Origin of the sequence: Pseudomonas koreensis, from assembly GCF_024169245.1 — a bacterium.
GTDB classification, from domain to species: domain Bacteria; phylum Pseudomonadota; class Gammaproteobacteria; order Pseudomonadales; family Pseudomonadaceae; genus Aquipseudomonas; species Aquipseudomonas koreensis_F.
The window spans coordinates 5,843,216-5,869,036 of record NZ_JALJWP010000001.1 but is presented as its reverse complement, the minus strand read 5'-3'; the positions used below and the strand labels follow the sequence as shown (position 1 = coordinate 5,869,036).

Sequence of the window (25,821 nt, the reverse complement as noted above, 5' to 3'; positions counted from 1 at the left end):
AGATGTTGCGGCTTAGCCCAGCAGGGTAGCCCAGCCTTCAACCACGTCGCCGCCCCACTTGGCTTTCCACTCTTTCAGAGTCTTGTGGTTGCCACCTTTGGTTTCGATGACTTCACCGTTGTGCGGGTTTTTGTATTGCTTAACTTTGCGTGCACGTTTGGTGCCGGTAGTTTTCACTGCACCACCACGTGGGGCCTTGGATTTGGCTTCCGGATCCAGCAGCGCGATGATGTCACGCAGCGACTTGGAGTATTCACCCATCAGCGTGCGCAGTTTGCCTTCGAATTCCAGCTCGGCTTGCAGTTTGTCGTCTTCCGACAGGTTTTTCAGACGGGCTTGCAGCTCTTTGATGGCTTCTTCGGTGGCGCGATATTCGTTGATCAAGGACATGAGTACTACCTTTTGTAGAATGCTGAATGACAGGGGACAGTGCCGCAATAATAGTCAGGCTGTTTCATCAAGTAAACATTTAGATCGGCTTTTTATTTAAATGAGTTACAGGAATTAGCCGCCAATTGAATGTTCAGTTAAATAATGTGATGCAGTCAGCACAGATATTTACAGTTGTCTGACAAAAGCCTCGCTAAAGCGTCACGGTCTTGACGAAGACCCGCGTCAGAAAGTCGTTTCGCCAGGCTTCGTTGCGAGCGGCGCGCATGCGTACTGCAGTTTTCCTGCACAGTCGCTAGAATGGCGGCCTTTGTGAAGTTCTGGAGTTTCCCCCTCATGCGCACTTTTCGGCTGGTGATATCTTGCCCGGACCGCGTTGGCATCGTTGCCAAAGTCAGTAATTTTCTGGCCTCTCATAACGGCTGGATCACCGAAGCGAGCCACCACTCTGACAATCAAGTGGGCTGGTTCTTCATGCGTCACGAAATTCGTGCCGATTCGCTGCCGTTCGGTATCGAAGAATTGCGCGAGAAGTTCGCGCCGATCGCCGAAGAGTTCTCGATGGACTGGCGCATCACCGACACCGAGCAGAAGAAACGCGTAGTGCTGATGGCCAGCCGCGAATCCCACTGCCTGGCCGACCTGCTGCACCGCTGGCACAGCGACGAACTGGATTGCGAAATCTCCTGCGTGATCTCCAACCACGACGACCTGCGCAGCATGGTCGAGTGGCACGGCATCCCTTACTACCACGTGCCGGTCAATCCGCAGGACAAGCAGCCTGCATTCGACGAAGTGTCGCGCCTGGTCAAACAGCACGACGCCGAAGTGGTGGTGCTGGCGCGCTACATGCAGATTCTGCCGCCGGACATGTGCCGCGAATACGCGCACAAAGTCATCAACATCCACCACAGCTTCCTGCCTTCGTTTGTCGGCGCCAAGCCCTACCACCAGGCGTCCCTGCGTGGGGTGAAGCTGATCGGCGCGACCTGCCACTACGTGACCGAAGAGCTGGACGCCGGCCCGATCATCGAGCAGGACGTGGTGCGTGTCAGCCACAGCGACAGCATCGAAGACATGGTGCGTTTCGGGCGTGACGTCGAGAAGATGGTGTTGGCCCGCGGCCTGCGTTATCACCTCGAAGACCGTGTGCTGGTGCACGGCAACAAGACAGTTGTGTTCTGATCGAGCACTGCATGCTTGAAAAACCAAGGGCCTGGGCGTTGAATCGCTCAGGCCCTTGTCATTTGAGTCCGAGGAAAAGCCATGAACGATCCACTGGACAAAGCCACATCAAAAGCGCCCGCCACCCTCGGCGAAGGTTGCCTGAGTCGCTACGACCCCGACGACATGAGCGCTGAGGACGGCACCGAATTCCCCGGCGCCGCCGAGCTTTGGGAACAGGTGAAACCAGAGTCGGACGATGAAACGGGTGATGCCTGAAAAGATCGCAGCCTCCGGCAGCTCCTACAGAGAGAATCGCGTTCCAATGTAGGAGCTGCCGAAGGCTGCGATCTTCAGGCTTGGCGCACTTTCATCAGCTTCTTCAGCAACGGCTTGCCCAGCATCAACACGAACACAGGGCCGCCGACCAGCAGATAGAAGTAATACGTCACCACTCGCCAGATCAGGATCGCCGCCGCTGCGGTGGATTTGCCCACCATCGGTGCGAGCAGCGCAGCAGAAGTCAATTCCGCCGCCCCTGCGCCGCCGGGTAACAGACTGAACTGGCCGGCGCCCAGCGAGAGCATCTGCACCAGAAAACTCCATGCCCACTGCAAGTCGGCACCGAGCCCGCGCAGAGCCAGATACAACACGCTGTAACGCAGCAGCCAGTGCAAACAAGTCAAGGCGAACACCTGAACCAGCGTCTGCCAGGGCAACTTCAAGGTATCGGTAAACGCCGCGAGAAAGTGCAGCAACTTGCGCGCCCAGCGGCGGCGAGTGCGCGCCGTGACGTTCATTCCTGCCAATACCCGACCGCTCAGGCGAATCAACGCTCGGTGATAGCGCGCAATCAATACGCAACTGCACAAGCCGCCGAACAGCGACACTGCGCTGACTGTGAGTAGCCACTCGAGGCGGTCGCTCAGGTGCTGGAACAGCGCATAAATCAGAATCCCGCTCAGCGCGCAAAGAAAGAACAGCAGATCGCTAAGCTGATCCATGGCAAACACCGCGCTGCCCCGCGCCGGACGCACGCCGCACCGGGCCAGCAAGGCCATGATGGTCAACGGGCCACCGCTGCCGCCTGGCGTAGCGCAGTAGGCGAACTCGGCCGCCATGACCACGCCGAGGCTTTTCAACGGTGCGACCTTTTCACGCTGGTCGCCAAGCAACAAACGCAGGCGCAGGGTATTGATGCCCCAGCAGAGCAGGATCATGCCAAACATGATCAACAGCCAGTTCAGCGGGAAAGCGCGCAAACGCGACCAGGTTTCGCCGCCGCCGAGCAGCACTGGAATCAGCACTGCTGCAAGCAGACCAATCAGCAACAGCAGGCTGCGCTTCATGCTGCGCGTTCCAGTTGACCGTGCTGTCGGGCGAGCCAGTCGATCTTGGTCAGCGGCACGCGTCCGTCCGCCAGCAGACGTTCCAGTGTGCGTAACCAATAATCTCGAGAGAAATGATGGCGCATGTCGACGGGATGCAGACCCAGGCGAATCACCGATGCGTCGCGCCAGCGCTGTTCACGCTGGTCGCTGACGATTTTCGACAAGCCGCGACGCCAGGCACTGCGCGCACTCCACACCAGTCCCGGTGCATCTACGGCGCTAAAGTCGGGCAAGCGATAAAGATGCTGCGGATCACTGGTGTAGCTCAGCGGCAATTCGCGCAGGGCCTGGCGCGTGCCGTCACTCATCAGCCAGGCCGGGGCGACAAAGCCTTGCACTGGCCAGTCGTAGCGTTGAAACAGCTCGAGCCCTGCATGCAATCGACCCAGGGCAACTTCGCGGGACAGCCGATAGAACTCGCCTTCGTGGGTGTAGACCCGGCGCATGAACCAGTCGCGCGGGTTGTGCGACATGGGTTCCTGGTCGTCGTGGTAATAACCGTGCAGCGCCAGTTCATCGCCCCGAGCGACCCGGGCATCGAGCACTCGGCGAAATGCCGGGTTGGCATCAAGCGCATCGTGGCGATGGAAGTCCGGCACCACCAGCCACGTCATCGGCACATTGCCCAAGGCATCGACGGCCTCGACGAAGGGCTGGTAATCACCCCAGGTCGACGGCGCCACATCATGCAGCACCAGACAAACCGTTTTCATTGGCTCAACCATTGGCCACCCGTGGCAGCGTATGGCCGAGCACGGCGTGGTAGTGGCTGAGCAGGCTGTCGACTACGGTATCCCAGGCGTAATGCCGTTCGACATGTTGGCGCGCCTGACGGCCGAGCCGATCACAGCCGCGACTGAACAGCTCGCGCACGGCGTTGGCCATGGCCTGCGGATTATTCGGTGCACAGAGCAGACCGCAGGAATCATTGACGATCTCTTCAAACGCACCGGCCGCGACCGCCACCACTGGAATGCCACAAGCCATGGCTTCAAGGATGACCAGACCGAAAGTTTCCTGATCACCGGCATGCAGCAGCGCATCGGCGCTGGCCATCAGCCGCGCGACTTTTGGCGCCGGGCAAAATTCGTCGATGACACTGACGTTGTCCGGCACCGCTGCGGGCATCGACGAGCCGACCAGCAGCAAGTGATAACGCGGACCAAGGCGTTGCATGCACTTGAGCAGCACCGGCAGGTTTTTCTCCTTGGAACCGCGCCCGGCGAAGATCAGCAGGCGGGTGTCGTCGGCAATCCCCAGTTCGGCCCGCAGGCCGGGGTCGCAGGCGTCGGGATGGAAGGTATGCAAATCCACGCCGAGCGGCTGTACATAGACATTGCGCACGCCAAGCGCGGTGAGCTTGTCGGCCATGACCTGGCTCGGCGCAAGCACGCGGTCGAAATTGCCATAGAGACGAGTGACGTAGGCCTCGACATTCGGCGTGACCCAATGGCCCATGCGATTACCCGCCAGCAGCGGCAGATCCGAGTGATAAAAGCCGATCACCGGCACATCCAGCTGCCGCCGCGCATCCAGCGCCGCCCATGCGGTGAGGTAGGGATCGCCAACTTCGATCAGGTCCGGCTGCAAATCCTGCAGGACATTGCGCCATGGCGCCAGGCGCAGCGGGAAGCGATAGCCTTTGCCGAAGGGCAGCGCGGGCGCTGGAACCGTGTAAATGCCGTCATGTTCACCCAGTCGTGCGCCGGGGATCAGCAGGCTGTGACGAATGGCGTTGCGGTCGCCGAGGCGACGGTGTTTGGCATCCAGATAAGTCCGTACGCCTCCGCTGGCCGGGGCGTAGAACATGGTGATGTCGGCGATATGCACGGTGAGCAACCCTCCGCTGTGTTGTTCTCCCTTGGTTGACCGTTATCCAGAATAGATGTTCGGTCGGGATTGCGCGGTGCGGGGCACATGCAAAAAGATCGCAGCCTTCGGCAGCTCCTACAATTGGAATGCGTTTCCCCTGTAGGAGCTGCCGAAGGCCGCGATCTTTTGCTCTTAAATCCTGAAGCTGCCCACCAGTTGCTTGAGACGCGAAGCCTGCTGCTCCAGATCCGAGCACGCGCGCAAGGTCGCCTGCAGGTTTTCCACGCCTTCCTGGTTCAGCGTATTGATCTCGGTGATATCGACATTGATCGACTCGACCACAGCGGTTTGTTCTTCGGTCGCGGTTGCCACCGACTGGTTCATCCCGTCGATCTCGCCAATGCGCAAGGTCACGCTGTTCAGGCGTTCGCCGGCGAGGTTGGCGATCTCCACGCTGTCCTGGCTGTGGCGCTGACTGTCGCTCATGGTGCTCACCGATTCCCGGGCGCCGACCTGCAGCTCCTCGATCATGGTTTGCACCTGCTGCGCCGATTCCTGGGTGCGGTGCGCGAGGTTGCGCACTTCATCGGCCACCACGGCAAAACCACGACCGGCCTCACCGGCGCGCGCCGCTTCGATCGCCGCGTTCAGCGCGAGCAGGTTGGTCTGCTGGGAAATGCTGGTGATCACTTCGAGAATCTGGCCGATGTTGACGGTTTTGCTGTTCAGCGACTCGATATTGGTGCTCGACGCGCTGAGCATGCTCGACAGTTGATTCATCGCCTTGATGCTGCGCTCGACCACCTGCTGGCCATCCTCGGCCAGACCCCGGGCGTCGCTGGCCTGATTCGAAGCCTGTGCGGCATTGCGGGCAATTTCCTGGGCGGCGGCGCCGAGCTGATTGATCGCGGCGGCGACGCTGCTGGTGCGTGAAGCTTGTTGATCGGAGTTGTACATCGACGAGTTCGACGCTGCAACGACGCGCAGGGCGACCTCGTTGACCTGGCCGGTGGCCGAGGACACTTCGCGGATCGAACCGTGAATGCGCTCGACGAAGCGGTTGAATGCGGTGCCGAGGATGCCGAATTCATCGTTATTGACGATGTTCAGGCGTTTGGTCAGGTCACCTTCGCCGTCGGCGATGTCTTCCATGGCGCGGGTCATCACGTGCAGCGGCTGGATCAGCAGGCGAATCAGCATGCCGAGCAGGGCAATGATGATTGCCACGGCAATAATGGTCGCTATCACCGCCGAGGTGCGGAATTCGCTGAGCATCGCGTAGGCCTGGTCTTTATCGATCGACAGACCGATGTACCAGTTCACCGATGGCAGGCCTTTGATCGGTGCGAAGGTGACGATGCGGGTTTTGCCATCCACCGTCACTTCGCTGAAATCGCTGCTGATGCGCGGGGTGTCCTGCGGGTAGGCTTCTTTGAGCGATTTCATCACCAGAGCCTTGTCCGGGTGGACGAGGATCTTGCCGTCGGCACTGATCAGGAACACATAGCCCATGCCGTCGAAATCCCGCGCGGCGAGGGTATCGACCAGCGATTGCAGGCTCAGGTCGCCGCCGACCACGCCAACGCTCTGCCCGGCCTTCTTCGATGCGGTGGCGATGGAAATGATCAACTGGCCGGTGGCCGCATCGATGTAGGGTTCGGTCAGGGTCGACGTGCTGCTGCTTTCGGCACCTTTATACCAAGGGCGTACGCGCGGATCGAAACCGTCCGGCATCTTCACGTCCGGGCGGATGGTGAAATTCCCGGTGGCATCGCCCAGGTAGGTGGCCATGAACGTCGAGGTCAGGCTTTTCTGTTCCAGCAGGCTGGCGACCGTGGCAGGTTCCGGGTTGATGGCGATATTTTGTGCGGCGTTCTCGATCAGCAGGATGCGCCCGCTGAGCCAGGTCTGGATATTGCCGGCGGTGACCTCGCCCATTTCCTTGAGGTAATTATTCAGATCATCGCGGATCGCATTGCGCTGCAGCCAGTCGTTGTACAACGTGAACGAGGCGAAAGCGGCAATGACGATGAGAGCGGCGGCAAGCAAAATCTTATGGCTGAAGCGCAGGTTTTTGTTCATGGCTTGGGGTTCCGCTAAGGTCTTAATGTCCTGGGCGTGCTTTGATAGAGGCGCGCACTATGGGCAAGGTTGAAAAACTGATATTTCCGGCTCTCCTTAGGGAAATGTCCGACCCGGTTTTCTGACGGGTCTGTCCACTTTATGTATCGGCCATGTGTCATCAAAGATTAACCATTGGGTGAGAAAATGCCTGACTCCTCGCAACTCGTTATCGGCGCTGATCCGGCCGCGCAACCTATCGCTCAGGCCATGCGCCTGGCCAACCGCCACGGGCTGATCGCCGGCGCCACCGGCACCGGCAAGACGGTGACCTTGCAGCGTCTGGCCGAAGCGTTCAGCGATGCCGGTGTGGCGGTGTTCGCCGCCGACATCAAGGGCGACCTGTGCGGCCTCGGTGCTGCCGGCAACCCGCAGGGCAAAGTGGCCGAGCGTATCGCCGGCATGCCCTGGCTCGGTCACACGCCCCAGGCTTATCCCGTCACGCTGTGGGACATTCACGGTGAATCCGGTCATCCGCTGCGCACCACCCTGAGCGAAATGGGCCCGTTGCTGATCGGCAGCCTGCTCGAGCTGACCGACAGTCAGCAGTCGGCGCTGTACGCGGCGTTCAAGGTGGCGGATCGCGAAGGGCTGTTGCTGCTGGATCTCAAGGATCTGAAAGCGCTGCTCAATCACCTCAAGGACAACCCGCAGTTGCTCGGCGAAGACGCGGCGCTGATGACCACCGGTTCCAGCCAGGCGCTGCTGCGCCGCTTGGCGACGCTGGAACAACAGGGCGCCGAAGCGCTGTTCGGCGAGCCGGCGCTGCAACTTGAAGACATTCTGCAACCGGGCGCGGATGGCCGTGGACGCATCCATCTGCTCGATGCCAGTCGTCTGGTGCACGAGGCGCCGAAGGTCTATGCAACGTTCCTGCTGTGGCTGTTGGCCGAGTTGTTCGAGCAATTGCCCGAGCGCGGCGACGCCGACAAACCGCTATTGGCGCTGTTTTTCGACGAGGCGCACTTGCTCTTCGGTGACACGCCCAAAGCGTTGCAGGAACGCCTGGAGCAAGTGGTGCGCTTGATTCGTTCCAAAGGCGTGGGCGTGTACTTCGTCACCCAGTCGCCGGCGGATCTGCCGGACGATGTGCTGGCGCAGTTGGGGTTGCGCATTCAACACGGCCTGCGTGCGTTTACCGCAAAAGAACAGAAATCCCTGCGCGCAGTGGCGGACGGTTTTCGGCCGAATCCGGCGGTCGACAGCCTGTCGGTGCTGACCGAGCTGGGGATTGGCGAGGCGCTGGTCGGTACCTTGACCGAGAAGGGCACACCGGAAATGGTCCAGCGCGTGCTGGTGGCGCCGCCGCAATCGCGGATCGGGCCGTTGACCGAAACCGAACGCACCGTGCTGATCGCCGGCTCGCCGTTCAAGGGCCGCTATGACAAGCCGATCGATCGGGAATCGGCTTATGAGATTCTGATGGGCCGCAAAGGGCTGGCGCCTGAGGCCGAAACGCCGGCAGGTAAACAGGCCGAAGAGCCAAGCCTCGCTGATCGCGCGGGCGAATTCCTCGGCACGGCGGCAGGGCAGGCACTGAAATCGGCGATGCGTCAGGCGGCCAATAATCTCGGCAAGCAGTTGGTGCGCGGGTTGATGGGTTCCCTGCTCGGAGGCAGCAAGCGCCGCTAAAAGCAAAGATCGCAGCCTTCGGCAGCTCCTACAGTTGAAATGCATTCATTCTGTAGGAGCTGCCGAAGGCTGCGATCTTTTGATTTTGCTTCAGGCTTTACCCTTGGCATGTGCCGCCAACCGCTCCAGCGCAGCGCGCAATCCCGGGTCGCTGATGCCGTCGGCCGTCGACTGAATCGTCTCCGCCGCACTGCTCGACAGATCCATCGTGTGCCCAACCGCCCGGTGCTGAATGATCGGCGGGCGCACGCTGAATTTGATCCGGGTCAGGCTGGCGAACTCTTCGAACAATTGCAGCTGCCGTTGCAAGCGTTTCTGCTGATAGCGCAGGCGCGTCGCCCAATGGCCGTCAGTGACCACCAGCGACAGTTCGCCCTCGCGCCACTTGGCCACCCGGCAATGTTCACGGGCGGCCGGTTGCAGCTGGCTTTCGAGCAGACGCTGCAAATGCTCCAGGCGCTGGGCATGGCCGAGGATGGCTTTCAGCGGTTTGGCTTCGCGTAGCAGAACGGCGGGGGCTCTGGCCGTGAGAGGGCGAAACGCCATGATCGAACACCTGAAGTCACAGAGGCGCCATGTTAGCAGAAAGCTGTGGAACCACTGGCCCATTGCTTTTGTCCCTGCTTTGCTCATTAAATCAACGCCTGACTTCTTTCCCTCGACGGGTTGAAGTTGAGCAAAACGCCCCTATTTTAAGTGAGCCCCGTCAAAGCGCAGTGCCAGCATCGTGGAACATCGCCACTTTCCTCACCACCGTTTCCGGGTAGAATGCTCGTTCGCATGCGGCCATGAGGGCTGCACGGGCGACTCACGGGGCCGCCCTCCATCCCTTTAGTGTGGAAGATCCTGCCGATATGTTTGCGCCTTTGTTAAAGAAACTTTTTGGAAGCAAGAACGAGCGTGAAGTCAAACGCATGCTCAAGACGGTGCAGCTCGTCAATGCCTTCGAAGAGCAAATGGTGGCCCTTTCGGACGATCAATTGCGTGCCAAGACCGCCGAGTTCAAGGCCCGTATCGCCAAAGGGGAAACCCTCGACAAGCTGTTGCCGGAAGCCTTTGCCGTCGCCCGCGAGGCCGGCAAGCGCGTGATGGGCATGCGCCACTTCGACGTGCAACTCGTCGGCGGCATGACCTTGCACGAAGGCAAGATCGCCGAAATGCGCACCGGTGAGGGCAAGACCCTCGTGGCCACTTTGGGTGTTTACCTCAACGCATTGTCCGGCAAGGGCGTGCACGTTGTGACCGTGAACGACTACCTGGCCCGCCGTGACGCCAACTGGATGCGCCCGCTGTATGAATTCCTCGGCCTGACCGTCGGCGTCGTGACGCCGTTCCAGCCGCCGGAAGAGAAACGTGCCGCCTACGCCGCCGACATCACCTACGGCACCAACAACGAATTCGGTTTCGACTACCTGCGCGACAACATGGCGTTCAGCATGGATGAAAAATTCCAGCGCGAACTCAACTTTGCCGTGATCGACGAAGTCGACTCCATCCTCATCGACGAAGCGCGTACCCCGCTGATCATTTCCGGTCAGGCCGAGGACAGCTCCAAGCTGTATACCGAGATCAACAAACTGATCCCGCAGCTGGAACTGCATGTTGAAGAAGTCGAAGGCGAAGTTACCAAGGCTGGCCATTACACCGTTGACGAAAAGACCCGTCAGGTCGAACTCAACGAAGCCGGTCACCAGTTCATCGAAGAAATGCTCACCCGCGTCGGCCTGCTGGCCGAAGGCGAGAGCCTGTACTCGGCGCACAACCTCGGCCTGCTGACCCACGTCTATGCCGGTCTGCGTGCGCACAAGCTGTTCAACCGCAACATCGAATACATCGTCCAGGATGGTCAGGTCGTGCTGGTCGACGAACACACCGGTCGGACCATGCCGGGTCGTCGTCTGTCCGAAGGCCTGCACCAGGCGATCGAAGCCAAGGAAGGTCTGAATATCCAAGCCGAGAGCCAGACCCTGGCCTCGACCACCTTCCAGAACTACTTCCGTCTGTACACCAAGCTGTCCGGTATGACCGGTACCGCCGACACCGAAGCGTTCGAATTCCACCAGATCTACGGTCTGGAAGTCATGGTCATTCCGCCGAACAAACCGTTGGCGCGTAAAGACTACAACGACCTGGTGTTCCTCACCGCCGAAGAGAAGTACGCGGCAATCGTGGCGGACATCAAGGAAAGCATGGCTGCCGGTCGTCCGGTGCTGGTGGGTACCGCGACCATCGAGACCTCCGAGCACATGTCCGCATTGCTCGTCAAAGAAGGCATCGAACACAAGGTTCTCAACGCCAAGTTCCACGAAAAAGAAGCCGAAATCATCGCTCAGGCCGGTCGTCCGGGTGCGCTGACCATCGCCACCAACATGGCCGGTCGTGGTACCGACATCCTGTTGGGCGGCAACTGGGAAGTGGAAGTCGCTTCGCTGGAAAACCCGACCCCTGAGCAGATCGCCCAGATCAAGGCCGACTGGCAGAAGCGTCACCAGCAAGTGCTGGAATCCGGCGGCTTGCAGGTAATCGCTTCCGAGCGTCACGAATCGCGCCGTATCGACAACCAGCTGCGTGGCCGTGCCGGCCGCCAGGGCGACGCCGGTTCGAGCCGCTTCTACCTGTCGCTGGAAGACAGCCTGATGCGTATTTTCGCCTCTGACCGGGTGAAGAACTTCATGAAAGCCCTGGGCATGCAGCCAGGCGAAGCGATCGAGCACCGCATGGTGACCAACGCGATCGAGAAGGCGCAGCGCAAGGTTGAAGGCCGCAACTTCGACATCCGCAAGCAACTGCTCGAGTTCGACGACGTCAACAACGAACAGCGTAAAGTGATCTATCACATGCGTAACACGTTGCTGGCCGCCGACAACATCGGTGAAACCATCGCCGACTTCCGTCAGGACGTGCTCAACGCCACCGTCAGCGCCCACATTCCGCCGCAATCGCTGCCAGAGCAGTGGGACGTGGCCGGTCTGGAAGCGTCGATCGAAAGCGATTTCGGCGTGAAACTGCCGATCCAGCAATGGCTCGACGAAGACGATCACCTGTACGAAGAAACCCTGCGCGAGAAGCTCATGACCGAGCTGATGGCCGCGTACAACGAGAAAGAAGACCAGGCCGGTGCCGAGGCGCTGCGCTCGTTCGAGAAGCAGATCGTCCTGCGCGTACTCGACGACTTGTGGAAAGACCACCTGTCGACCATGGATCACCTGCGTCACGGTATCCACTTGCGTGGTTATGCGCAGAAGAACCCGAAGCAGGAATACAAGCGCGAGTCGTTCACGCTGTTCTCCGAACTGCTCGATTCGATCAAGCGCGACTCGATCCGCGTGCTCTCGCACGTTCAGGTACGTCGCGAAGATCCGGAAGCCGAAGAACAACGCCTGCGTCAGGAAGCCGAAGCACTGGCGGCGCGCATGCAGTTCGAACACGCCGAAGCCCCTGGGCTGGATCAGCCGGAAGCGTTGGGTGAAGAGGTCGATGTGGCGCTGGCCACCGCCGCTGCCCCGGTTCGCAACGAGCAGAAGCTGGGCCGCAACGAACTTTGCTACTGCGGTTCGGGCAAGAAATACAAGCATTGCCACGGGCAGATCCAGTAAAACCCGTTTCAATCGCTGAACACCCCGCGCCGCGACCGGCTCCTGCCGTCGCGGCGTTTTGCCATTTATCCCACCGTCCTTTCCCGTGGCGGTGCTGACATCATTGAGTAAGGAGCGCATTCATGGCTGTTGGTCTTGGTCCTTTGCCAACGTTGCACCCGGTTGCCGGTTTTGAACTCGGTATCGCCTCGGCCGGCATCAAGCGCCCGGGGCGCAAGGATGTGGTGGTAATGCGCTGTGCGGAAGGTTCGACCGTGGCTGGCGTGTTCACCCTGAACGCGTTCTGCGCCGCGCCGGTGATCCTGGCGAAAAAACGCGTGAACAACGCTGTGCGTTACTTGCTGACCAACACCGGCAATGCCAACGCCGGCACCGGCGAACCGGGTCTGGCCGCTGCCGAGCGCACCACTGCCAAACTGGCTGAGCTGACCGGCGTCGACGCCAGCCAGATTCTGCCGTACTCCACCGGTGTGATCGGCGAGCCGCTGCCGGTCGAGAAAATCGAAGGCGCACTGCAAGCCGCGCTGGATGACCTGTCGGAGAATAACTGGGAAGCCGCTGCCACCGGCATCATGACCACCGACACCCTGCCGAAGGGCGCCAGCCGCCAGTTCGAGCATGACGGCGTGACCATCACCGTCACCGGCATCAGCAAGGGCGCCGGCATGATTCGCCCGAACATGGCGACCATGCTCGGTTACATTGCCACTGACGCCAAAGTTTCCCGCGACGTGCTGCACAAACTGATGCTCGACGGCGCCAACAAGTCGTTCAACCGCATCACCATCGACGGCGACACTTCGACCAACGACTGCTGCATGCTGATCGCCACTGGCAAGGCCGCGCTGCCGGAAATCACCCGCGCTGAAGGCGAGCTGTTCGCCAAGTTGAAACAAGCGGTGTTCGAAGTGTGCATGGAGGTGGCGCAGGCCATCGTGCGTGACGGCGAAGGCGCGACCAAGTTTGTCACTGTTGAAGTGAATGGCGGCGGCAACCACCAGGAATGCCTGGACGTCGGTTATACCGTGGCGCACTCGCCGCTGATCAAGACTGCGCTGTTCGCCTCCGACCCGAACTGGGGGCGCATCCTCGCCGCCGTGGGCCGTGCCGGTGTGCCGGACCTGGACGTGAGCAAGATCGACGTGTTCCTCGGCGACGTGTGCATCGCCAGCCGTGGCGCCCGCGCCGCGACCTATACTGAAGCTCAGGGCTCGGCAGTGATGCAGCAGGAAGAAATCACCATCCGCATCGAACTGGGTCGCGGCGATTGCAGCGAAACCATCTGGACCACCGACCTGTCGCATGAATACGTGAAGATCAACGCGGAATACCGCACCTGATCCAGCCTGGGACCGAGTCGCCTGCATCGCCAGCAGGCTGGCTCCCACAGAGGTATGTGTCGTTCACACATCCACTGTAGGAGTGAGCCTGCTCGCGATAGCGCCAGTCCGGACACTACAAAATTAGAGTTTTCCCTCTGACGAAAAGGCGCCACACCATGTCTCTGCACCTGATCATCGGCGACAAACTGCTGTCCTCCTGGTCCCTGCGCGCGGCACTGGCGCTGGAGCTGACCGGCGCACCCTACAGCGAAGAACTGATCAAGCTCGGCAAACCCGACACCCGCGAGCGCCTGCTCAAGCATTCGCCGACCGGCAAGGTGCCACTGCTGCAAACCACTCGCGGCACCATCGCCGACTCTCTGGCCATCGCTGAATATCTCGCTGAGCAGTTCCCGTCCGAACAACTCTGGCCGAGCGATACCTTCGCCCGTGCCCAGGCGCGCTCGGCCTGCGCGCAGATGCACAGCGGGTTCTTCGCCATGCGCAACCACATGCCGTTCAACCTCAGCCAGGACGCACCGCTGAACCCGGTGCCGCCAGAGGTGAAGGTCGATATCGAACGCATGCTCGCGCTCTGGGCTGAATGCCGCGCGGCAGCCACGGAAGAGGGGCCGTACCTGTTCGGTCGCGTCAGCCTCGCCGATGCCTTTTTCGCGCCAATCGCTGTGCGCTTGCGCACCTATCAGGTGAAGCTACCGGCAGTTGACGAAGCTTATGTTGAAACCGTCTACCGATGGCCCGCGTTCAAGGTGTGGCAAAAGGCTGGACTGGAGGAATTGAACCCGTGAAACGCGTCCACGTCGCCGCTGCCGTCATTCGTGATGGCGCCGGCAAAATCCTTATCGCCCGCCGCGCTGATACCCAGCATCAGGGCGGGCTGTGGGAGTTCCCCGGGGGCAAGGTCGAGGCCGGCGAGTCAGTCGAATCGGCACTGGCTCGCGAGCTTGAGGAAGAGCTGGGCATCGTCGTGGGCGCTGCCCGCCCACTGATCAAGGTTCGCCACGATTACCCGGACAAACAGGTATTGCTGGATGTCTGGGAAGTGTCGGCGTTCAGCGGCGAACCCCATGGTGCTGAAGGCCAGCCACTGGCCTGGGTCAGCGCCAGAGAGCTGATCAACTATGAATTCCCGGCGGCTAACCAGCCAATCGTCGCGGCGGCGCGTTTGCCTGCCGAATACCTGATCACCCCGGAAGATCTCGAAGGCCCGGCGTTGTTGCGCGGCATCCAGAAGGCGATTGCCGGCGGGATCAAACTGATCCAGCTGCGTGCACCGAATGGCTACGACCCGAAATACCGCGATCTGGCGGTGGATGCCGTAGGTCTGTGCGCGGGCAAGGCGCAGTTGATGATCAAGGGGCCGTTCGAGTGGCTCGGCGATTTCCCTTCTGCCGGTTGGCACATCACTTCTGCGCAACTGCGTAAATATGCAGCTGCGGGGCGTCCGTTGCCAGCAGAGCGCTGGCTCGGGGCGTCGTGCCATAACGCTGAAGAGCTGGCGCTGGCGGAGCAGATGGGCGTCGACTTCGTCACCCTGTCGCCGGTGCAACCGACGCTGACGCACCCGGATGCGCAGCCATTGGGTTGGGAGCAGGCTGCGGCGTTGATTGAAGGCTTCAGCAAGCCGGTGTTTTTGTTGGGCGGGGTTGGCCCGGCGGAGCGCGAGAAGGCTTGGGGTGTCGGGGCTCAGGGTGTGGCGGGGATTCGGGCATTCTGGCCTGATCCAGTGTAAGGGCTACCGGCCTCTTCGCGAGCAGGCTCGCTCCCACAGTGGATTGCATTTCTCCAGTCAGAATGCAGACAAATGTGGGAGCGAGCCTGCTCGCGAAGGCGCCCTGAAAGACGCTACCTTCCTCCACATTTTGCCGCCGGCTGCCACAAAATCTCCGCCACCCCCTGCCGCCGCGCAATCAACCGCGCCACCACAAACAGCAAATCCGACAGCCGATTGATATACGCCAGGCCAACCCCGGCCAATGGCTCAACCGAGTTCAAATGCTGACACCGCCGCTCGGCGCTGCGTGCCAGGCTGCGGCAGACATGCGCTTGCGCAATCAACATCGAGCCACCCGGCAAGATGAAGTTTTCCAGCGGCCCCAGCTCTTCATTCCACACATCGATCGCCGCTTCCAGCCGCTGGATTTCAGCCTCGTTCAACGCCTGATACGCCGGCATCGCCAGTTCGCCACCGAGGTCGAACAGGCGATGCTGACAAGGCGCCAACACTTCGATGATTTCATTCAGTCCCGGATGCACTTCGCGCTCGGCGAGCAAACCGGCCAGCAGGACGCCGACCTGACTGTTCAGCGTATCGATCTCGCCAATCGCCTCGATGCGCGGGTGATCCTTGGGTACACGACGGCCGTCACCGAGGCCGGTCTCGCCTTTGTCGCCGGTGCGGGTGTAGATCTTCGACAAGCGAAAGCCCATGGTTTACCTCGGTAGTGAATTGGTTTCGGTGGTCAACGGCGCCGGTTGCACCAGCGGCAGACGCAGGGTAAAGCAAGTGCCCTGGCCGGGCGCCGACTGCACTTCCATCTGGCCTTTGTGGTTGTTGGTGATGATGAAGTACGACACCGACAGGCCCAGGCCAGTGCCCTGGCCGATTTCCTTGGTGGTGAAGAACGGTTCGAAGGTGCGTTTGCGCACGTTTTCGCTCATGCCGATGCCATTGTCCTCGACCTGAATCTCGGCCCACGGCGGATTTAGTCGGGTGCGCAAAATGATCCGTCCCGGTTCGCTGTCGTCTTCGCGCTGATGAATCGCCTGGGCGGCATTTTTCAGCAGATTGAGCAGCACCTGTTCCAGCTCGTTGGCGGTGCCCGGAACCGGCCCCAGTGCCGGATCGAACTGGCGGATGATCGCTTGACCCTTGAAGTCGAAACCAATCGCCAGATCGAAGTCGTTGCCAGCGATTTCCACCGCCTGATCGATCAGCGCCGGTAGATCGCACGGCGCCATCTGCCGGGTGCTGCGACGGCTGAAGCTGAGCATGTGCGTGACGATCTTCGCCGCGCGGGCGCCCGCCTGTTGAATGCCATCGAGCAATTGCGGGACTTCGCGGCCCTGCAGGTAACGGTTGACCGCATCCAGCTCAATGCCCAGTTGTTCGGCGGTCTCGATGTTCTTCGGCAGATCCGCCGACAGCCGCCTACGGATGTTCTGCACGTTGTGCAGGATCGCGCCGAGCGGGTTGTTGATTTCATGAGCCATGCCGGCCGCAAGGCCACCCACCGAGAGCATCTTCTCCGACTGCACCATCATTTCCTCCAGCGACAGGCGCTGGGTGATGTCGTCGATACGGATCACCACGCCACGCCCGGCACCGCCCATCAGCGGATAAAACGTCAGTGCGTAATGCTTCGGTTCATCGTCCTTGAACCAGGTCACCCGATCGACTTTGGCCACGGTGTGCTGCTCGACGGTGGCCTTGAGCTGCGGCAAAAAAGGCTTGAGCGGTTCGAAGGCGAGGAAGATCGGCTGGTTCAGTGCCTCGTCCAGACGCGTGCCGGACAGGGCGCTGGCTTCCTGGTTCCACTGGGTCACATAGAGCTGCTCATCGAGAGCGATCAGCGCCGAAGGCATCGAGTCGATGATGCTGTTGAGGTAATTCTGAAAGCCGGTGAGTTTCTTCTCGATCTTGCTGCGCACCTGGACTTCCAGCTCCAGTTTGCGATTGGTGTGGCGGGTTTCCTCGGCCAGCCCCTGCGCCTGATCGTAAGCGGCCTGCGAGTCGTCGCGGGCACGTTTGAGCTGCTGCTCGCGGGCTTCGATGCGCGAGAGCATGGTGTTGAACGCCTCGGCCAGACTGCCGATTTCGTCGTGATTGCCGCGTGCAGCGCGCAGGGCGTAGTTCTCTTCGCGGGTGACCTGCCGCGACAGCTCCTCGAGCTGATGAATGGGGCGGGTGATCAAGCGCTTGATCTGCCGCGCAATCACCAGCCACAACAATACGCTGAAGATCAGGATGCCGAGGCTGGCGGTCAGGGTTCCGGTATAGAACGCCATGGGCAGTTCGCTGCTGGCCACCAGCAACAGATGCCCCGGCGCAGCACCGGGGCGCGGCAGTGTGATCAGTTGATTGCTGCGAAACTCGGTGAGTTGCCAGGCTTCGACATGGCGATAGCGCTCGGGCAGGCTGAGCTTTTCGCCGCGCTGCACCTGCGCCAGACGTTCGCCCTTGCCGTCGTAAAGGGCGGCGGCACGCAACGGCGAATAACTGTCGAGTTCCTTGAGCAGGCGCTCGGCGCTGCGCGGCGACTCCAGCGCGTCGCTGACCAGACTCGGATTGGCGATCAGCCGGCCGATGGTCTGCAGGGCCTGTGGCGCCATGCTTTCCTGGGAAATGTAGTAGGCGGCGCTGATGAAGGTCAGGTTGGCGACCAGCAGAACCGTGGTCAACAACACCAGCAGGGCGGCCAGCAGTTTCTGGCCGACCGGCAGGTTTTCGAGGCGCTGGCGCAATGGCATCAGGTTTATCGCAGCAGGGGAACAAGCCATCAGCCTAGCGGCTGCTCAGTCGCTGGGCAATCCACGCTTGTGCAGATGCGCGACCAGACGTTGCTGCAACTGGTGCAGGTGCGGCAGGTTCAACTGATGGCGCTCAGCGATTTTGCAGGCGTGGCCCAACAGATAGCTGATTTCGGTGCGGCGCTGATTGGCGACGTCCTGATGCATCGAAGAGTAATTGGCGGCGGTGGCGTGGATCACCCGCTCGACCTCCGCTTGCAGATTGTCCGCCGCTGCCGGCTGACCACAGCGTTCGAGCAGTTCAGTCAGTTCGGCGCAGAGCGTGGCGACTTCGCAGTGATGCGCTGTCAGCCCGCCGTTACGGCAGTCGTGGAGCACGGTCAGCGGGTTGATCGCGCAGTTCAGCGCCAGTTTGCGCCACAGGCGAGTGAGGATGTCGGGACTCCATTCATGGGGAATGTTTGCCGCTTGCAGATCGTCGAGCCAGACCGGCGCCAGCGGATTGCCGATATCGCCCAGCCAGTTGAAACCGTGGCCGGCGAACACCACCCGCCAATCGCCGTCGCGAAATGCGCCCTCGGTGCTGGATGCGCTGATGCAGCGCGCTTGCGGCACCCGCGCGGCCACGGCGTCCTGACTGCCCAGACCGTTTTGCAGGAGGATCAGTTCGGCATCCGAAGCGAGGCGTGAAGCGAGGCGGGCGACGGCCTCTTCGGCGTCATAGGCTTTGCACGCGACCAGCAGACGTCGAATCGGCTCGGGGCTGTCCGGGGTTTCGCCGGGAACTGCGTAGGTATGAGCTTGTCCGTTTTCTACCAGGGTTAATCCACCTGCCACCGCATAGCTTCGCAAGCGCGCCGCGTCACGGAGGATCAGCCGCACGGGCAAGCCGGCCCGGGCCAGCCGTGTCGCCCAGAGTGTGCCGAGACTGCCGGCGCCCAGTACATGCCAGATGGTCGACATCAGTTTTTTGCTCGATTGCTTGCAGGCATGTGCGGCTCGCCGTATCGGTAGGAAAAGACCCGTTATAATGAGCCCGATTTTAACCGCAAGCCAAGCGCGCTCCATCCACATCGAGCGCGCCTTTTTATTGGAGAGATTACATGCCGTCGTTCGACGTGGTATCCGAACTGGACAAACACGAACTCACCAACGCGGTCGAGAACGCCGTGAAGGAACTCGATCGTCGTTATGACCTGAAAGGCAAGGGCAGCTTCGAGTTCAAGGAAAAGGACCTCACCGTCAGCCTGACTGCCGAGGCCGGATTCCAGCTCGAAGCGATGATCGAAATCCTCAAGCTAGCGCTGACCAAGCGCAAGATCGACGTGCAGTGCCTTGAGGTCAAGGACGCTTACGCCTCTGGCAAGCTGATGAAGCAGGACGCCATCCTCAAGGAAGGCATCGACAAGGAACTGGCGAAGAAGATCGTCGGCCACATCAAGGACGCCAAGCTCAAGGTCCAGGCCGCCATTCAGGGCGAGCAGGTGCGTGTCACCGGCAAGAAGCGCGACGACCTGCAGGAAGCCATCGCGGCCCTGCGTGCCAAGGAATTCGGCATGCCGCTGCAGTTCAACAACTTCCGCGACTAAGCTTGTTTTGTGACTGTGTGGGAGCGAGCCTGCTCGCGAATGCAATGTGTCAGTCAATTTATTGCTGAATGACACAGCGCTTTCGCGAGCAGGCTCGCTCCCACATTTTTTTGTTTACACCCCGGGAAGCCGGAAATCAGGAGATAGAACATGGATTTGAATGCTGAAGTGGACCACCTGGTCAAGGCGTCCCAGGCGTGGATCCCGATGATCATGGAATACGGCAGCCGCGTACTGCTGGCAGTGATTACCCTGGCCATCGGCTGGTGGCTGATCAACAAGGTCACGCAAAAACTCGGCGGTCTGCTGGCCCTGCGCAATGCCGACCTGGCGCTGCAAGGCTTTATCAGCAGCCTGGCCAACATCATTCTCAAGGTGCTGCTGATTGTCAGCGTCGCGTCGATGATCGGCGTCGAAACCACCTCGTTCGTCGCGGCCATCGGTGCTGCCGGTCTGGCGATCGGTCTGGCCCTGCAAGGCAGCCTGGCGAACTTCGCTGGCGGCGTGCTGATTCTGCTGTTCCGCCCGTTCCGCATCGGTGACTGGATCGAAGCCCAAGGCGTAGCGGGTACCGTCGACAGCATCCAGATTTTCCACACCGTGCTGCGCACCGGCGACAACAAGACGATCATCGTGCCCAACGGTAATCTGTCGAACGGCATCATCACCAACACCAACCGTCAGCCAACCCGCAAAGTCGTGTTCGATGTGGGCGTGGATTACGAGGCAGATCTGCAGAAGGCCCGTCAGGTGTTGCTGGATCTGGCCAAGGATGCCCGCGTCATGCAGGACCCGGAGCCACAAGCCGTGATCTCGACACTGGGCGACAGTTCGATCACGGTTTCCCTGCGTGTCTGGGTTAAAACTGCAGATTATTGGGATGTGATGTTCATGTTTAATGAACAGGCGCGAGACCGTTTGAAGGCTGCCGGTATTGATATTCCATTTCCGCAGCGAGTTATACGCGTTGTTCAGGAATCGGCGACACAATGATAGGTTGCTAGCTAAGTAATCGCTTTGGTAGCCAGACTCTTAATCAAGTGACAGGCAATAAAAAGGCCCATCGGAAGATGGGCCTTTTTTTATGCTTTGAAACTAACCACTGACGATTACAAGATGTTCAGCGGGTACTCGGTGATCAGGCGGAACTCTTTGACATCGCCTTCACCTTCGTCAGCGTTGGCAACGTGCCAGGCTTGACGAATGCGGAAGGAAAGATCTTTGGCCGGGCCGCTCTGAACAACGTACTTGGCTTCAAAGTTGGTTTCGTGGTGTTTGCCATCTTCACCATACAGACCGGCGTATGCGCTGCCTGCCGGAGTGTTGGTACCGTCAATGTCCCAACCTTTGACGTAACGAACCATGAAGCTAAGGCCCGGAACACCGTACTCGGCCATTTTCAGGTCATAACGAGCCTGGATGGATTTCTCGCCAGGAGCGTTGAAGTCGGAGTACTGGATCGAGTTGGCGAGGAAGATCGAGTCGCCGCCACGGTTGTTCTTGCCCACACCGATGTAGTCGAACGGGGTATCGCCGTTGACCTTCTGGAAGCCCAGGGTGAAGGTGTGTGCCTTCAGGAACGACAGCGCGGTTGCCAGCGAGAATGCGGTGTTGCTGATGTCGCCCGCTTCAGCGCTGCCGGTGTCAGTGGTGCGGTAAATGTTGAAGTCGGTGTTCAGCGAAGTATCACCACCGAACGGGGTGGTGAGGTTCACGTTGGCGTAGTACTGGTTCCAGATGTCTTCCAGCTTGGCGCCGTACAGCGATGCACTGAGGTTGTCAGTGATCGAGTACTTGCCGCCGAAGTAGTCGATGTTGTTCGCTTCAACACCAGCGTAGGTAGCGTAGAGGCCGCCATCGCGGGCGTTCTTGTCCTGGCTGGAGCCGGAGTAGAAGTGGCCGGCTTCGAGATCAAGATCTTTCACTTCGCTGCTCTGCAACTGGAAGCCAGTGGCAGTTTGCGGAAGGATACGGGAACCGCCGACTGCGAACACTGGAGAGGTGCTTGGCTGCATGTCGCCGAATTTCAGTTCGGTCTTGGAGACACGGAACTTGATGGAAGCGCCTGCCTTGCCCTGACTGTCGTTGACGTCGCGAGCATAGCCGTTGGCCTTGACGGTATCGCTACGGCTCATGTTGCCAGTACCGGAAGTACCGTCACCGCCATCCAGTTTCAGCGCCAGATAGCCGTATGCATCAATACCTACACCCACGGTGCCTTGGGTATAACCGGAGGTGAAGTTGCCGAGGAAGCCCTGGGTCCAGTCTTTCTGGTCGCGGCCACCGTTCTTGTTGTCGCGGTTGAAGTAGTAGTTCTTCAACGTCTCGGTGAGTTTCGCGTCTTCAACGAAACCTTTGGCTTCTGCCTGGTCACTAACAAACGGGGCGGCCGTAGCCAACTGCGAACTGGCTGCTGCTGCAACTGCCAGTGCGATCATGCTCCACTTCATCACGCGCATCGTGATTTGCTCCTTTGGTTTTAGAAGAGTACTGCCGTCCCACCTGTTTTATTATCTGGGCGGCTCTTTCTTTTTGTGTCGGCGCAAACTTATATCACGCCGACAATGTTGGCGATACTTGCGAAACCAACCTTTCAGCTTCTTTACGGCGTTGTCGCAAAAGGAGCGCTGGATGTCGCAAATTCACAGTACCGATGCAGCCGGACTGACAACTTTATCGCTGTTTCCGGACCTTTTTGCACCGCTAAAAAAGAGTCCCTGGCAAAACACTTGAATCTCCATCGGGCAATCCTGCCACTGTTTTTATTGGCTTCAGGCGACCACTTCCAGTGGTGCGCTTATAGTCCATACGGTTACGAATGCAACAAGCGTGCACAAACCGCAAATTCGGTGCGGTTATTTTTCCCGGCAACGGCCGCATATGTGAAAACCTTGTGAAAACGGGGCCTCCGGCCTGTTTTGTCGCAGGCTTGACCAGATTCTGCCAATGGTGTTGCAACGCACCAAAGATGCGCCGGACAACCAAAAACGTTACCGGTTCACCCCGCAGTGAGTATTTGGCGGATGCCCGACCCAGTGAGCGTAGACGTTGTGTGCTGTTTTGGTGCAAAAAATTCACGGGCGAGCCTGAAATGTTCTCGTGAAGGGAAGCGCAGACTGCCACGATCAAGGATTTCCACAGCGTTCTTCGAGTCGAGACTCATGTTGAGGGTCCTGTTGGTGCGCGGCGCAGATAAATGATTCATGTCGGAGCGTCTGGCGATTTACTGGCGGGGGCAGCGTGAAGCCCGCTGCATTCGCAGGTATGCTGCGTCCTGTCGCTTGGTGCGCCGCCGTCAGGGCCGGCCTCCGAGCTGAGTTAAAGGACCAGCCGGGAGTACGTACTGTGTTTGCTTTGGATTCACGACTTCAACAGGACACGCTGGTGATCGGCGACTTCCCGCTTTGCCGGCTGTTGCTGTCCAACGACAGTAATTACCCGTGGTTCATCCTGGTGCCTCGCCGCGAAGATATCAGCGAGTTGTTTCAGTTGGATGTCGCCGACCAGCAGCAGCTCTGGCGGGAAACCACCACGCTTGCGGAGTTGCTCAAGGACTCGTTCGACGCCGATAAGCTGAACGTGGCAACCCTGGGTAACGTAGTCAGTCAATTACACATGCATGTCATCGTGCGCAAACGCGACGATGCCGCCTGGCCAGCCCCGGTCTGGGGCAAGCATCCGGCCAAGCCGTACAGTGCGGAACAGGTGGCGACGATCCGCGAGCGCCTGCGCCTGGTGCTGACTGAAGAATTCACTTTTGTGGAGGGCTGAGTCATGAGCCTTGAAGAACGCGTTACCGACCTGGAAAGCCGTCTGGCCTTTCAGGATGACACCATACAGGCCTTGAACGATGTGCTGGTGGCCCAGCAGAGAGTCATCGAGCGCCTGCAATTGCAGATGGAAGCGCTGATCAAGCGTCACGAAGAAATGGTCGGGCAGTTCGGTGCTTTTGAAGAAGATGCACCGCCGCCGCATTATTGAGCCATTCGCCAGGCATAAAAAAACCGCGAGCAGCCTAGGCTGCGCGCGGTTTTTTGCTTTGGATCAGCGACGCGGCAGAGCCGCGATCACGTCTTCGGCTTGCAGGCCTTTGTCACGGTTCATCACCGAGAACTCCACGCGCTGGCCTTCGACCAGGACACGGTGGCCTTCGCCACGAATGGCGCGAAAATGCACGAAAATATCATCACCGGAATCCCGGGAGATGAAACCGAAACCCTTGGAAGTGTTGAACCACTTCACGGTGCCGGTATCGCGATTGCTCATGTCATAGGTAGTCGGCGCGGCGGCTGGTGACGATTTGTAGAAGCTGACGGCCAGGTGCAGCAGCACGGCAACCACCGCAATCGCCAGGCTGAACAACACGGCCGGCTGGCCAGCGATGACCGGCATCGGTGCGATCAGCGTCAGGGTTTGCAGGACGACGGTCAGCACCAGCAGGGCGCTGACCAGGTTTTGCAGATGCTGGCGCGGGCCTTTGTTCCAGTAGGGAATCACTGGAGCGATGACTAGGTTCAGCAGGCCGAAAAAGGCCAGGTAAAGTGCATCGGGCTGTTGCAGGTAAGGAACGGCTTCGGCTTTCAGGCTGGGTATGAACGACAGCAGCAAGGCTGCTGCGCCCATTAGCAGGTGGACGATTTTCAACATTTTGATTGGCTCACGTTATGACGGCTCACAAGGAAGAGCTGAAGGCGCACGGTTCGCTTCAGGACAAAATAAGAGGCGGTGGACACGTACACTGATCAGCCTATGCGCAACACCCCGGAAAATGGGGGATGGCGACACACTGCCTATTTAACAGCAAAGCCTGCGGCTACTCAAATCAGCCCGGCCAGCGGCACGGAAACGGTCGATTTGTCGCAGTCCGATCACCGATTCATAGCTGCGAGCCAGCGCTTGCCTTGCTAAAGTGGGGCTGAACCTGCTGGATGAATTCAATCACTGTTAGGGGGTAAGCATGGCAATTGATATCGGTATCAGTGAAGAAGACCGCAAATCCATCGTCGAAGGCCTGTCGCGACTGCTGTCGGACACCTACGTGCTGTATCTGAAAACCCACAACTTTCACTGGAACGTCACCGGCCCGATGTTCCGCACGCTGCATCTGATGTTCGAAGAGCAATACAACGAACTGGCGCTGGCCGTCGATTCGATCGCCGAGCGTATTCGTGCGTTGGGCTTCCCGGCGCCAGGTGCCTACGCCACCTATGCACGTCTTTCTTCTATTAAAGAGGAGGTCGGGGTGCCGAGTGCCGAAGATATGATCAAGCAATTGGTCGACGGCCAGGAAGCGGTGACCCGCACCGCGCGCGGTATCTTTCCGCTGCTGGACAAGGTCAGCGACGAACCGACCGCCGATCTGCTGACCCAGCGCATGCAAGTGCATGAGAAAACCGCGTGGATGCTGCGCGCGCTGCTCGAGCAATGAGCCGGCTGCTGCGGACGGCTTAGAGTCGTCCGCACGCTGTCCAGACTCTTACCGTTGTCGTTGGCTTATCCTACGAGGCTGGTCAACAAGTCGTATGGCGATAACTTTGTCACTGGGTTTTTATGAGGGCGCAGGATGTTGCCTTATAAATCAGCAGTCATGGCAAAGGAGTGTCAACGCTATGGTAGAAGGAGACGGGCGAAACGACAGGATGTCGGCTTCGCGGCACGCTATAAAGGTCGATCCGTTCGTCAGCGGATTTGACATGAATCTGATCCGGCCCTTGTCCCGATCAATACGCCTCAACGGTTTTGCGACCTGCCTGCGACTCGAGCAGGTCTACTGGAACATTCTCGGCGGCATGGCCGAGGACAATCATTGTTCGATCAGCACACTGTTATCCCACGTCGATCGTGAAGTGCATCTGCGTCACGGCGGGGTGAAGAATTTCAGTGCGCTGGTACGGGTAGTTTGCGTCATGAACGGGATCAAAAACCCCGCACCCGCCGTTTCGCGCTGAAACGGAGGTTGCAACGAGGTTGCGGGCTGTGCAGTGTTACGGCTGCACAGCCTGCATTTAATCGATATAATCCCGCGCTTTCGCCGCAAGCCTTGCGCGCGGCAGCAATCTGATCGCCGAGACACCCCCATGCCAATGTACGATTACCAATGTGCTTCCTGTGGTCATCAGTTGGAAGCCATTCAGAAGATCAGCGACGCGCCGTTGATCGACTGCCCTGCCTGCCAGGCGCCCGAACTGAAGAAACAGCTGTCCATGCCGGGTTTTCGCCTCAGCGGCAACGGTTGGTACGAGACCGATTTCAAGACCGGAGCCAAGAAGAATCTGGCCGGTGGCGACAAAGCTGACTAGGGTTCAAGCCCTGA

General features: G+C 59.7%; 25 protein-coding genes and 1 pseudogene. 14 read left to right on the top strand and 12 right to left on the bottom strand.

Annotated elements, in window-relative coordinates; translation table 11 throughout:
- Window positions 1–12: 12 nt before the first annotated feature.
- Window positions 13–390, bottom strand: coding sequence for a histone-like nucleoid-structuring protein MvaT (mvaT, locus tag J2Y90_RS26065; RefSeq protein WP_016773476.1), 378 nt, complete (start codon window positions 388–390; stop codon window positions 13–15).
- Window positions 391–726: 336 nt separating this feature from the next.
- Here mvaT and purU point away from each other — a divergent pair, with 336 nt between their 5' ends.
- Complete coding sequence (gene purU, locus J2Y90_RS26060) at window positions 727–1,575, top strand: formyltetrahydrofolate deformylase (RefSeq protein ID WP_016773477.1); 849 nt, start codon at window positions 727–729, stop codon at window positions 1,573–1,575.
- A gap of 81 nt (window positions 1,576–1,656) precedes the next feature.
- Complete coding sequence (locus J2Y90_RS26055) at window positions 1,657–1,833, top strand: hypothetical protein (protein ID WP_253504826.1); 177 nt, start codon at window positions 1,657–1,659, stop codon at window positions 1,831–1,833.
- A gap of 74 nt (window positions 1,834–1,907) precedes the next feature.
- Here J2Y90_RS26055 and J2Y90_RS26050 read toward each other — a convergent pair whose 3' ends face one another.
- From J2Y90_RS26050 to J2Y90_RS26845, 5 genes and pseudogenes are all read right to left on the bottom strand, one after another.
- Window positions 1,908–2,903 carry a lysylphosphatidylglycerol synthase transmembrane domain-containing protein gene (locus J2Y90_RS26050; RefSeq protein WP_253504823.1) on the bottom strand — a complete coding sequence of 332 codons (996 nt, stop codon included), beginning with the start codon at window positions 2,901–2,903 and terminating at the stop codon, window positions 1,908–1,910.
- Window positions 2,900–3,658: a DUF2334 domain-containing protein gene (locus J2Y90_RS26045; protein ID WP_253504819.1), complete on the bottom strand. Its 759-nt coding sequence runs from the start codon at window positions 3,656–3,658 to the stop codon at window positions 2,900–2,902. Before J2Y90_RS26045 ends, J2Y90_RS26050 begins: the two co-directional genes overlap by 4 nt.
- Before the next feature lie 4 nt (window positions 3,659–3,662).
- Window positions 3,663–4,754, bottom strand: a complete 1,092-nt coding sequence (locus tag J2Y90_RS26040) for a glycosyltransferase family 4 protein (RefSeq protein ID WP_253505354.1) — start codon at window positions 4,752–4,754, stop codon at window positions 3,663–3,665.
- Window positions 4,755–4,949: 195 nt separating this feature from the next.
- Window positions 4,950–5,714 carry a methyl-accepting chemotaxis protein gene (locus J2Y90_RS26850; RefSeq protein ID WP_425375757.1) on the bottom strand — a complete coding sequence of 255 codons (765 nt, stop codon included), beginning with the start codon at window positions 5,712–5,714 and terminating at the stop codon, window positions 4,950–4,952.
- Between the two features lie 93 nt (window positions 5,715–5,807).
- Window positions 5,808–6,839 (bottom strand): annotated as a pseudogene (locus tag J2Y90_RS26845) (HAMP domain-containing protein); the annotation flags it as partial.
- Window positions 6,840–7,025: 186 nt separating this feature from the next.
- Here J2Y90_RS26845 and J2Y90_RS26030 point away from each other — a divergent pair.
- Window positions 7,026–8,510: a helicase HerA-like domain-containing protein gene (locus J2Y90_RS26030; protein ID WP_253504814.1), complete on the top strand. Its 1,485-nt coding sequence runs from the start codon at window positions 7,026–7,028 to the stop codon at window positions 8,508–8,510.
- A 90-nt stretch (window positions 8,511–8,600) separates the two neighbouring features.
- On the opposite strand, the gene J2Y90_RS26025 is transcribed toward J2Y90_RS26030, so the two are convergent.
- Window positions 8,601–9,056 carry a DUF721 domain-containing protein gene (locus tag J2Y90_RS26025; RefSeq protein ID WP_253504809.1) on the bottom strand — a complete coding sequence of 152 codons (456 nt, stop codon included), beginning with the start codon at window positions 9,054–9,056 and terminating at the stop codon, window positions 8,601–8,603.
- 308 nt (window positions 9,057–9,364) lie between these two features.
- On the opposite strand from J2Y90_RS26025, the gene secA reads away from it, so the two are divergent.
- The 4 genes from secA to J2Y90_RS26005 all read left to right on the top strand — a co-directional run bounded on the left by secA (window position 9,365) and on the right by J2Y90_RS26005 (window position 15,181).
- Entirely contained in the window at window positions 9,365–12,106 is a 2,742-nt protein-coding gene (secA, locus tag J2Y90_RS26020; RefSeq protein ID WP_253504806.1) for a preprotein translocase subunit SecA, read from the top strand.
- A 122-nt stretch (window positions 12,107–12,228) separates the two neighbouring features.
- Window positions 12,229–13,446, top strand: coding sequence for a bifunctional glutamate N-acetyltransferase/amino-acid acetyltransferase ArgJ (gene argJ / locus J2Y90_RS26015; protein ID WP_253504803.1), 1,218 nt, complete (start codon window positions 12,229–12,231; stop codon window positions 13,444–13,446).
- A 158-nt stretch (window positions 13,447–13,604) separates the two neighbouring features.
- Entirely contained in the window at window positions 13,605–14,237 is a 633-nt protein-coding gene (locus tag J2Y90_RS26010) for a glutathione S-transferase family protein (RefSeq protein WP_253504796.1), read from the top strand.
- The gene (locus J2Y90_RS26005; RefSeq protein ID WP_253504793.1) at window positions 14,234–15,181 is read left to right on the top strand and encodes a Nudix family hydrolase; all 948 of its coding nucleotides are present in this window, start codon (window positions 14,234–14,236) and stop codon (window positions 15,179–15,181) included. Before J2Y90_RS26010 ends, J2Y90_RS26005 begins: the two co-directional genes overlap by 4 nt.
- 113 nt (window positions 15,182–15,294) lie before the next feature.
- Here J2Y90_RS26005 and J2Y90_RS26000 read toward each other — a convergent pair whose 3' ends face one another.
- The 3 genes from J2Y90_RS26000 to J2Y90_RS25990 are packed head-to-tail and all read right to left on the bottom strand — an operon-like array spanning window position 15,295 to window position 18,882.
- A complete protein-coding gene (locus tag J2Y90_RS26000) occupies window positions 15,295–15,879 on the bottom strand; it encodes a cob(I)yrinic acid a,c-diamide adenosyltransferase (RefSeq protein WP_253504790.1) in 585 nt (194 codons plus the stop codon).
- Window positions 15,880–15,882: 3 nt separating this feature from the next.
- The gene (locus tag J2Y90_RS25995) at window positions 15,883–17,919 is read right to left on the bottom strand and encodes a sensor histidine kinase (RefSeq protein WP_253504786.1); all 2,037 of its coding nucleotides are present in this window, start codon (window positions 17,917–17,919) and stop codon (window positions 15,883–15,885) included.
- Window positions 17,920–17,964: 45 nt separating this feature from the next.
- Window positions 17,965–18,882 (bottom strand): putative 2-dehydropantoate 2-reductase, encoded by a 918-nt coding sequence (locus J2Y90_RS25990; RefSeq protein ID WP_253504783.1) that lies wholly within the window; start codon window positions 18,880–18,882, stop codon window positions 17,965–17,967.
- A gap of 140 nt (window positions 18,883–19,022) precedes the next feature.
- Between J2Y90_RS25990 and J2Y90_RS25985 the strand changes: the two genes are divergently transcribed.
- Both J2Y90_RS25985 and J2Y90_RS25980 read left to right on the top strand, forming a co-directional pair.
- Entirely contained in the window at window positions 19,023–19,508 is a 486-nt protein-coding gene (locus J2Y90_RS25985; protein WP_186530024.1) for a YajQ family cyclic di-GMP-binding protein, read from the top strand.
- 150 nt (window positions 19,509–19,658) lie between these two features.
- Window positions 19,659–20,501, top strand: coding sequence for a mechanosensitive ion channel family protein (locus J2Y90_RS25980; RefSeq protein ID WP_042607295.1), 843 nt, complete (start codon window positions 19,659–19,661; stop codon window positions 20,499–20,501).
- Between the two features lie 116 nt (window positions 20,502–20,617).
- On the opposite strand, the gene J2Y90_RS25975 is transcribed toward J2Y90_RS25980, so the two are convergent.
- A complete protein-coding gene (locus J2Y90_RS25975; protein WP_253504780.1) occupies window positions 20,618–21,967 on the bottom strand; it encodes an OprD family porin in 1,350 nt (449 codons plus the stop codon).
- An 886-nt stretch (window positions 21,968–22,853) separates the two neighbouring features.
- On the opposite strand from J2Y90_RS25975, the gene J2Y90_RS25970 reads away from it, so the two are divergent.
- Together J2Y90_RS25970 and J2Y90_RS25965 are read left to right on the top strand one after the other, a co-directional pair.
- Window positions 22,854–23,279 (top strand): HIT family protein, encoded by a 426-nt coding sequence (locus tag J2Y90_RS25970; RefSeq protein WP_253504778.1) that lies wholly within the window; start codon window positions 22,854–22,856, stop codon window positions 23,277–23,279.
- A 3-nt stretch (window positions 23,280–23,282) separates the two neighbouring features.
- A complete protein-coding gene (locus tag J2Y90_RS25965) occupies window positions 23,283–23,489 on the top strand; it encodes a SlyX family protein (protein ID WP_016773495.1) in 207 nt (68 codons plus the stop codon).
- Window positions 23,490–23,552: 63 nt separating this feature from the next.
- Here J2Y90_RS25965 and J2Y90_RS26575 read toward each other — a convergent pair whose 3' ends face one another.
- Window positions 23,553–24,155 (bottom strand): cold-shock protein, encoded by a 603-nt coding sequence (locus J2Y90_RS26575; protein WP_301291691.1) that lies wholly within the window; start codon window positions 24,153–24,155, stop codon window positions 23,553–23,555.
- 310 nt (window positions 24,156–24,465) lie between these two features.
- On the opposite strand from J2Y90_RS26575, the gene J2Y90_RS25955 reads away from it, so the two are divergent.
- The 3 genes from J2Y90_RS25955 (at window position 24,466) to J2Y90_RS25945 (ending at window position 25,807) form a co-directional block, all read left to right on the top strand.
- Window positions 24,466–24,936, top strand: coding sequence for a Dps family protein (locus J2Y90_RS25955; protein ID WP_253504776.1), 471 nt, complete (start codon window positions 24,466–24,468; stop codon window positions 24,934–24,936).
- A 181-nt stretch (window positions 24,937–25,117) separates the two neighbouring features.
- Complete coding sequence (locus tag J2Y90_RS25950) at window positions 25,118–25,456, top strand: ribbon-helix-helix domain-containing protein (protein WP_253504774.1); 339 nt, start codon at window positions 25,118–25,120, stop codon at window positions 25,454–25,456.
- A gap of 129 nt (window positions 25,457–25,585) precedes the next feature.
- A complete protein-coding gene (locus J2Y90_RS25945; RefSeq protein ID WP_253504772.1) occupies window positions 25,586–25,807 on the top strand; it encodes an FmdB family zinc ribbon protein in 222 nt (73 codons plus the stop codon).
- Window positions 25,808–25,821 lie beyond the last annotated feature (14 nt).

Excerpts from the sequence above, each read along its gene's own strand:
- mvaT (WP_016773476.1), bottom strand. The coding sequence starts at position 390 with ATGTCCTTGATCAACGAATATCGCGCCACCGAAGAAGCCATCAAAGAG.
- purU (WP_016773477.1), top strand. The coding sequence starts at position 727 with ATGCGCACTTTTCGGCTGGTGATATCTTGCCCGGACCGCGTTGGCATC.
- J2Y90_RS26055 (WP_253504826.1), top strand. The coding sequence starts at position 1,657 with ATGAACGATCCACTGGACAAAGCCACATCAAAAGCGCCCGCCACCCTC.
- J2Y90_RS26050 (WP_253504823.1), bottom strand. The coding sequence starts at position 2,903 with ATGAAGCGCAGCCTGCTGTTGCTGATTGGTCTGCTTGCAGCAGTGCTG.
- J2Y90_RS26045 (WP_253504819.1), bottom strand. The coding sequence starts at position 3,658 with ATGAAAACGGTTTGTCTGGTGCTGCATGATGTGGCGCCGTCGACCTGG.
- J2Y90_RS26040 (WP_253505354.1), bottom strand. The coding sequence starts at position 4,754 with ATGTTCTACGCCCCGGCCAGCGGAGGCGTACGGACTTATCTGGATGCC.
- J2Y90_RS26850 (WP_425375757.1), bottom strand. The coding sequence starts at position 5,714 with ATGTACAACTCCGATCAACAAGCTTCACGCACCAGCAGCGTCGCCGCC.
- J2Y90_RS26030 (WP_253504814.1), top strand. The coding sequence starts at position 7,026 with ATGCCTGACTCCTCGCAACTCGTTATCGGCGCTGATCCGGCCGCGCAA.
- J2Y90_RS26025 (WP_253504809.1), bottom strand. The coding sequence starts at position 9,056 with ATGGCGTTTCGCCCTCTCACGGCCAGAGCCCCCGCCGTTCTGCTACGC.
- secA (WP_253504806.1), top strand. The coding sequence starts at position 9,365 with ATGTTTGCGCCTTTGTTAAAGAAACTTTTTGGAAGCAAGAACGAGCGT.
- argJ (WP_253504803.1), top strand. The coding sequence starts at position 12,229 with ATGGCTGTTGGTCTTGGTCCTTTGCCAACGTTGCACCCGGTTGCCGGT.
- J2Y90_RS26010 (WP_253504796.1), top strand. The coding sequence starts at position 13,605 with ATGTCTCTGCACCTGATCATCGGCGACAAACTGCTGTCCTCCTGGTCC.
- J2Y90_RS26000 (WP_253504790.1), bottom strand. The coding sequence starts at position 15,879 with ATGGGCTTTCGCTTGTCGAAGATCTACACCCGCACCGGCGACAAAGGC.
- J2Y90_RS25995 (WP_253504786.1), bottom strand. The coding sequence starts at position 17,919 with ATGCCATTGCGCCAGCGCCTCGAAAACCTGCCGGTCGGCCAGAAACTG.
- J2Y90_RS25990 (WP_253504783.1), bottom strand. The coding sequence starts at position 18,882 with ATGTCGACCATCTGGCATGTACTGGGCGCCGGCAGTCTCGGCACACTC.
- J2Y90_RS25985 (WP_186530024.1), top strand. The coding sequence starts at position 19,023 with ATGCCGTCGTTCGACGTGGTATCCGAACTGGACAAACACGAACTCACC.
- J2Y90_RS25980 (WP_042607295.1), top strand. The coding sequence starts at position 19,659 with ATGGATTTGAATGCTGAAGTGGACCACCTGGTCAAGGCGTCCCAGGCG.
- J2Y90_RS25975 (WP_253504780.1), bottom strand. The coding sequence starts at position 21,967 with ATGCGCGTGATGAAGTGGAGCATGATCGCACTGGCAGTTGCAGCAGCA.
- J2Y90_RS25965 (WP_016773495.1), top strand. The coding sequence starts at position 23,283 with ATGAGCCTTGAAGAACGCGTTACCGACCTGGAAAGCCGTCTGGCCTTT.
- J2Y90_RS26575 (WP_301291691.1), bottom strand. The coding sequence starts at position 24,155 with ATGTTGAAAATCGTCCACCTGCTAATGGGCGCAGCAGCCTTGCTGCTG.
- J2Y90_RS25955 (WP_253504776.1), top strand. The coding sequence starts at position 24,466 with ATGGCAATTGATATCGGTATCAGTGAAGAAGACCGCAAATCCATCGTC.
- J2Y90_RS25950 (WP_253504774.1), top strand. The coding sequence starts at position 25,118 with ATGGTAGAAGGAGACGGGCGAAACGACAGGATGTCGGCTTCGCGGCAC.
- J2Y90_RS25945 (WP_253504772.1), top strand. The coding sequence starts at position 25,586 with ATGCCAATGTACGATTACCAATGTGCTTCCTGTGGTCATCAGTTGGAA.